This window comes from Microcystis sp. LSC13-02 (assembly GCA_002282935.1).
Taxonomy (GTDB): domain Bacteria; phylum Cyanobacteriota; class Cyanobacteriia; order Cyanobacteriales; family Microcystaceae; genus Microcystis.
In genome coordinates this window covers 1-7,384 of the sequence record MTBT01000075.1, presented here as the reverse complement: position 1 = coordinate 7,384, position 7,384 = coordinate 1, and the positions used below count along the sequence as shown (strand labels likewise).

Here is a 7,384-nt window from a genome sequence, read left to right as displayed (position 1 = left end):
TTTCTTGGCCTGTTTCTACATTCCAGAGTTTGATAGTGTAGTCCCAACTACCGCTCACCAATGTCTTGCCGTCGGGACTAAAATTAACGCTTGTGACAACGCTATCATGCCCCTTGAGGGTGCGGATTTCTTGGCCTGTCTTTACATTCCAGAGTTTGATAGTGGTGTCATAACTACCGCTCACCAATGTCTTGCCGTCGGAACTAAAATTAACGCTATAGACAGAGTCATCATGCCCTTTGAGGGTGCGGATTTCTTGGCCTGTTTCTACATTCCAGAGTTTGATAGTGCTGTCACCACTACCGCTCACCAATGTCTTGCCGTCGGGACTAAAATTAACGCTCCAGACAGAGTTTTCTTGGCCTGTTTCTACATTCCAGAGTTTGATAGTGTTGTCATCACTACCGCTCACCAAAGTCTTGCCGTCGGGACTAAAATTAACGCTATTGACATAGCTATCATGCCCCTTGAGGGTGCGGATTTCTTGGCCTGTTTCTACATTCCAGAGTTTGATAGTGTTGTCACCACTACCGCTCACCAAAGTCTTGCCGTCGGGACTAAAATTAACGCTCCAGACATTGCTATCATGCCCTTTGAGGGTGAGGATTTCTTGGCCTGTTTCTACATCCCAGAGTTTGATAGTGTTGTCCCTACTACCGCTCACCAATGTCTTGCCGTCGGGACTAAAATTAACGCTTGTGACAACGCTATCATGCCCCTCTAAGCGATTGCGTTCACTTTTGCGGTTGAGAAGTTCCTGTAAGGCATTCGTCACCTCCTTGTTGTACGTCTGCTGCTTTTGTAGAATTTTTCCCGCTTTAATCGCTTCGACGAAAGCCTCCAAGTTTTTATGTTCATTCAATAGAGATAAGGAATATCTACCAAGAGACTCAGCTTGATTAAATTCTGCCTGTCTCGTCTTTTGCCAAGCCATGAAACCCAATCCCGTACTAACCACCACCGCCACCAACGAACCCGCCGCAATCCTTCGCGCTGTTCTAATTTTTTCATTTTTTTGTCGTTCAGCTTGACTAATACTCGCCTTAATAAACTCAATCGCCAAAGCCTCTAAATTAGGCAGAGAATTATTCTTTTGAAACTCAACAATTTTAGCTAACTTAGAACCTCCCCAAAGCTCACTACTCGCTTTTAATGCATCTTGCTTCTGTAAATCATCCCACTGTTTAGCATCAGCATATAAACGACTTCTCAGAACAATTATCTCCTCTTTTTCTCGAATTAAATCCTGTAACACTTTCCAAGAACGTAATAACGCCTCATGTGCTACCTCAACCGTTGCTGTCCCGTCTTCTCCCTTACTCACCAAAAGACGATTATCTATCAATTGATAGAGAACCTCCTTTTGCATTTCCTCCTGTTCAAAACTCGATTTATCCGCCCTTCTGCTAACCGCTTTTTCCCCTTCTAAACTAATTAACTCTAGAAAAATTTCCTCTGCTGCTTTCCTTTGCTGTTCATTAAATTGACTATAAATTTTATCCGCTTGTTTTTCTAGCGCACCCGTTACCCCACCAATCTCTTGATAAGTCTTAATATTTAAAACCCGCTCTTGAATATGATCTTTTTGCCACAATAAATCTAATGTATATTGTAACAGAGGTAAAGAGCCAGCCTGTTCATAAAAATCGGCAATAATTTGATTAATTAATCCCTGTTCAAAAATTACCCCATTTCTCGCCGCCGGTTCAGCAATCGCTAATCTTAACTCACTTTCATCCATATCCGTTAACATCTTGCTATACTGATCATGGATTTTTCCTAAACTGGGATAAGGACTTAATTTATCTAAAAAATCCGCCCTCATCGTCATCACAATTTTAACCAAACTATTATTCTTTTCAATCAATTTAATCAAACTTTTAATAAAAATATCCCTTTCTGTCTTCGGTGTACGAGTAAATAACTCCTCAAATTGGTCAATAAAAATAAACCATAAATCAGAATTATTTTTTAATCCTTCAACCACCTTAATTAAAGTATCTTCCTGAACAGATTGTGCTATTTCTGCTTTTGATTGTCTATATTTAGGCGCAAGACAACCAGAAAAAGATTTAAAAGGATGGACATCAGGAACAAAAGTTAAATTAACCAATTTACTCGCGCCAAAATCATCCTTTAACTTAGGAATTAAACCCGCTTGCACGAGAGAAGATTTACCGCTTCCTGACGCACCCAAAAGCAGCAAAACATTCTTTTCTTCTAAATAATTTGTTAACTCAATAATCCAATTATCTCGCCCAAAAAACCTATCCTTATCATCTACTTCAAACTTCCTTAAACCCAAATAAGGTGAACCCGTAATTAAGGGTTGATTGGTAATTTCAATCTCAGATTTCTGGATGCTAATATACTGATTGACTGTCCCTAGATTTTCACCAGCGACAGCTTGAACCCCACCTTCAATATTAAGATTTTTACCGGCTTGATTCTCATTCATCAGGTTTGGGTGCTAAAGCGCAACTACGAACTTTTAGGATTGTAAGTAACTGTTTGGCTTGCAGTCCCTCGATTTGAACCAACAACATTTTGAACCCCACCAGAAATATTTATATTATATTTACCTTCTTTTGCCCCTTCTGGATCTTCTTTTTTCATTACTTCTTGGGCTGCTTTAATAATTTCGTCATCCTCCTTCAGTTCTTTAAGTCCCGCTTCTTCTAACTCATCTTCCAAAAGAGCTTTCGTTTTTTCAGGTTTCTGTTCGTATTTATCTAAAATTGTTGATGAATCTGTTTTCCCTTTTTCTGCAAACTTCTTCTTAATCAACGCTTTTAAACTCTCATAAGCATCCTTAACGGCTGTTCCTGCCGTATCCTTAGCAGCAGCAGCCGCACCAGCAGTCAAGGCGGTGACAATCAGAGAAATTGGTTCCATTGTTTGATACTCCCAATAAAATATTGCTGATTCAATCTTAGATCAAATCAGTTTTTAATAGTAAGCCAAACTGCAATCAGCTAGAGAACTGGAATTTCACAGCCAAGGCACTAAGTCTTAAAAGTATTGCTATGCAAGGCTCGTAGCTGAAAAAGCCAAACAAGGGTTTTCCCTGTGGATGGGGTTTATCAGTTATCAGATTTGAGTTTTCAATTCACTGTTTACTGTTTACTGTTTACTGAACACTGAAAAAAGCTCCCTGATTATCGCCGATGATACCAACGGGTAAATAATTTTTCTAACTCCACCCAAACGAATAACAAGGTACTAAACCCCAAACAGATTAATAATTCTTCTTTAGTTAAAAATTGAGTACCAAAAAAATCCCGCAGAGCAGGAACATAGATTAACATCAGTTGAAAAATTGTCGTCAGGGTTACTGCTACCCAGAGATAGGGATTAGTCAAAGGATTCATTTCTATGGTAAGATGATCGCTCGATCGCACAGAAATGGCATGACCCATCTGAGCTAAACAGAGAGTAGTAAAAACCATAGTTTTCCATGAACCAGTATTACCAAAAAGCGGATCCAAGCGCACAGCGATCAACATTTGAGTGATATTAATAATCGAAAAAATAATCCCAATTCTAACGATATAACTGCCCAAACCGCGAGCAAAAATACTTTCTTGGGGACTAAAAGGAGGGCGACGCATAATATTAGGAGAAGCGGGTTCCACAGCTAAAGCTAAAGCGGGTACACCATCAGTAACTAAATTCATCCAGAGAATTTGTAGGGGAGTTAGGGGAGTAGCTAAACCCAAAAGAGGCGAAGCAGCGATAGTAATCACCTCCCCGATATTACTGCCGAGAATATATTTAATAAAACTGCGAATATTGTGATAAACCACTCGCCCTTCTTCCGTAGCAGCGACAATGGTGGCAAAATTATCATCGAGGAGAATCATATCACTAGCCTCTTTGGTGACATCGGTGCCGGAGATTCCCATAGCAATACCGATATCTGCTTGTTTCAGGGCCGGAGCATCATTAACCCCATCTCCGGTCATAGCGACAAATTTACCCTTTTTTTGCAAAGCGCGGACAATAGTTAATTTATGTTCGGGGGAGACACGGGCATAGATGTTAGTTTTGTCAATGAGGTTTTCTAGCTGAATTGGTGATAATTTATCTAATTCTTGTCCTGAGATGACTAAAGCTCCCGCTTGGGCAATACCAAGACTTTTAGCCACCGCTAGAGCGGTTAATTGATGATCGCCGGTGATCATGATCGGACGGATTCCCGCTTCTCGACACCTAGCCACGGCGATTTGTACCTCCGGTCGTGGTGCGTCGATCATACCGACCATTCCTAGCCAAATTAGCTCATCTTCGCTGATTTCAGTTGATTCTGGTGGATAAATCAGGTTTTTATATGCCAATCCTAAGACTCGCAAACCCCTGTTCGCCATAGCATTGTTAGCGACTAAGACTTTTTCTTTTTCCCTATCCCCAAAAGGAAGACTTTCTAATCCCGATTGATAGGAGAGACATTGTTCAAGGATTAATTCCGGGGAACCTTTGGTAAATAGTACGGGATTGACTCCTTGACAAATGACCGACATTCGCTTTCTTTGAGAAGAAAAGGGGATTTCAGCGATTCTAGGGAACTCTTGCTTGGTTAGGGATAAATTTAAGCCCGCTTTCGCCCCTAAAACTAATAAGGCTCCTTCCGTGGGATCGCCTAAAATGCTATCGTGACCGTTATCGAGGTCTAAACTGGCATCGTTGCAGAGGACACTGGCAATTAAAAGATGATGTAATTCTAGATCGGTTTTGGGATCGATCGCCTGTTGCTCGGAGTCTAAAAATTGTCCTTTTGGGCTATATCCTTCCCCAGTCACCGAAAAATTGCGATTAATTGTCTCTATCTCCCGCACGGTCATTTTATTTTCCGTTAGCGTCCCAGTTTTGTCGGAACAGATCACATTAACGGAACCAAGGGTTTCTACTGCCGGCAGTTTGCGAATCAAGGCCTGACGTTTGACCATGCGTTGGGTACCTAGGGCGAGAGTTAGGGTGATAACTGCGGGTAATCCTTCGGGAACGACAGCTACTGCCATACTAAGGGAAACTTCGACTAATTCCTCTAGGGCCGACCAACCGGCATTGATCAGGCCGATGGTAATAGTCAGGGCAACTAGAATCAGAGAACCAGCGACAAGGACATTACCCAAGTGAGTCATTCTTTTTTGGAGAGGAGTGGGTTCATTGCCGACTGTTGCTAACATTTGAGCGATTTTGCCTAATTCCGTCGTCATTCCCGTATTGGTAACGATGACCTTGGCCCGGCCTTGCAGTACTTCTGTTCCAGTAAAGACAAAATTTAAGCGATCGCCAAGGGGAGTATCCCGGTCTAAGGGGTCAATGGAGGCGGATTTGTTAACACTATTTGCCTCTCCTGTCAAGGCCGATTCGCGAATTTGCAGGTTAAAAGCTTCGATAATTTGGCCGTCGGCGCTGATTTGGGTTCCCGCTTCAATCAGCATGATGTCACCGGGGACGAGATTAACCGCATCTATTTCCGTGCGTTGGCCCTCGCGGATAACATTAACTTGGGGAGAGGAAAGTTTTTTTAAAGCGGCCAGAGCTTTTTCGGCGCGACTTTCTTGCAGATAGCCGAGGATGCCATTGAGGATGACAATTGTTAAAATAGCGATCGTATCTTTGAAGGGAACGCCAATTTTAGCCAGATGACCGCGCTGTAATGCCAGTAAATCTAGTCCCCCGGAAATTATGGCCACGGCAATTAAGAGGAGGAGCATAATATTGGTAAACTGATCCAGGAGAATTTGCCAATTACTGCGCCCTGGACGTTCTTGTAGTTCATTTTTGCCATAATATTTAATTCTTTCGGCGATTTGCTCTCTATTGAGGCCATTAACAGCCGAACTACCGAGGATAGATAGGGTGGTTTCCACCGGATAGGTATGCCAAGGTTGTTGCAAGTTAACGCTGGAATGGGCAGAATAGTCGGCATTAGCGGCCATGGCAAGTGAAGATAGTTGATCTAGATAGATCTTAGCCCTTTCTTTCCCCGGTCACAGGAAAAAACAAATGTTTAAACTGGCTCTTCCTGCTCATAGACAGTCTTAACGAGTAATGTAGATAAGTAGCTGTTTATAATTAAATTGAAGATAAATCCCCCCTTGATAAGGGGGGTGTCTGAAAGTTTTTAACATCTACCTATTTAGTCAACAGCTTAGTAGAGCAAAGTAAACCAAAATTGTGAACCTTTTTCGTCATTATTCATAATGCCAATTTCACCTCCGTGAGCATGGATAATTTGACGACATAGATATAAACCTAGTCCTAAACTAATCTGATTATTATTATTGCCTCGTTGATAGCGATCGAATAATTTTTTTCTCTGGGTTTCGCTAATTCCCACGCCATTATCGGCAATACTACACCGGAGATAATTGCCCTCTAGTCTAGCGGATAAAGTGATAATTATCCCCTGGGGATTGTGTTTAAGGGCATTGGCTAATAAATTCTCAAAAACTCGCCAGAGATGGTGAGCATCGGCATTAACTAAAGGTAAATCGGGGGAAAAATTATTAATTAAAATTGCTTGATTTTCCCTTAATCTTAACTCCCATTCCTGACTAATTTGTTGACCGATTTCGTAGAGAGATAAAGGCCTTAGTTCTAGGGAAACTCCCCAAAGATCATTTTGTCGGGTTTCGACGAGAGAATCAATTAAAGTTAATTGTCGATCGCAACTGTTGGCCATCTGTTGTAAAATATTCAGGGATACTTCTTTAGTTTTTCCCTGAGAATTTTTAATTAAATTATTTAAGAGCATTGACATCCCGATCACAGGATTGCGGAGATCGTGAGAGACAGCATGAAGATAAATTTCTAAAGTTTCCTCAGTTTTTTGACGTTCTTTAATTTCGTTTTGGAGTTGTTTTTTTTGACGAGAAATAGTTAATTGATTTTCGATGCGTGCCATCACTTCTTCCCCTTGAAAAGGTTTAGAAATATAATCGACACCTCCCACTTGAAAAGCTTTGACTTTATCTAAGACATCATCAAGAGCGCTAATAAAAATCACGGGAATTTCTCTGGTTTTTTCATCAGCTTTTAACTGTTCACAAACTTGATAACCATTGAGATCGGGCATATTAATATCAAGGAGGATCAGATCGGGAATTAGCGATCGCACTGTATTCAGTGCCATCTGTCCATTAATCGCTTTCCGTACCTGATATCCCTTCTCGGTGAGCATAATCGACAATAGCCGCACATTATTGGGCAAATCATCGACAATTAAGACACTAGGGCGCGATGTGAGTTGAGTCATGCCGGTTATCTTATAACTCAAACTGTTTAATTGACATCCTCGCCGCCGTAAAACGGACGGCGATTCCTCACCACGCCACCTTTTTAGAATGGTCGCTGAATGGGGTTGACGCTTCACGGG

Annotated in this window: 4 protein-coding genes; all 4 read right to left on the bottom strand. The window is 41.5% G+C overall.

Annotated features, from left to right (window positions below):
* A partial coding sequence (locus BGL89_RS04590) for an nSTAND1 domain-containing NTPase (protein ID WP_286824661.1) occupies positions 1-2,458 on the bottom strand: 2,458 nt, incomplete at its 3' end.
* A gap of 23 nt (positions 2,459-2,481) precedes the next feature.
* Positions 2,482-2,895 (bottom strand): Het-E N-terminal domain-containing protein, encoded by a 414-nt coding sequence (locus BGL89_RS04585; protein ID WP_286824660.1) that lies wholly within the window; start codon positions 2,893-2,895, stop codon positions 2,482-2,484.
* Positions 2,896-3,158: 263 nt separating this feature from the next.
* Positions 3,159-5,945 (bottom strand): cation-translocating P-type ATPase, encoded by a 2,787-nt coding sequence (locus BGL89_RS04580; protein ID WP_286824659.1) that lies wholly within the window; start codon positions 5,943-5,945, stop codon positions 3,159-3,161.
* Between the two features lie 212 nt (positions 5,946-6,157).
* Positions 6,158-7,264 (bottom strand): hybrid sensor histidine kinase/response regulator, encoded by a 1,107-nt coding sequence (locus BGL89_RS04575; protein WP_286824662.1) that lies wholly within the window; start codon positions 7,262-7,264, stop codon positions 6,158-6,160.
* Positions 7,265-7,384 lie beyond the last annotated feature (120 nt).

Bases quoted from the DNA above. Each gene is read 5' to 3' on its own strand.
- BGL89_RS04580 (WP_286824659.1), bottom strand. From the start codon at position 5,945: ATGGCCGCTAATGCCGACTATTCTGCCCATTCCAGCGTTAACTTGCAA.
- BGL89_RS04585 (WP_286824660.1), bottom strand. From the start codon at position 2,895: ATGGAACCAATTTCTCTGATTGTCACCGCCTTGACTGCTGGTGCGGCT.
- BGL89_RS04575 (WP_286824662.1), bottom strand. From the start codon at position 7,264: ATGACTCAACTCACATCGCGCCCTAGTGTCTTAATTGTCGATGATTTG.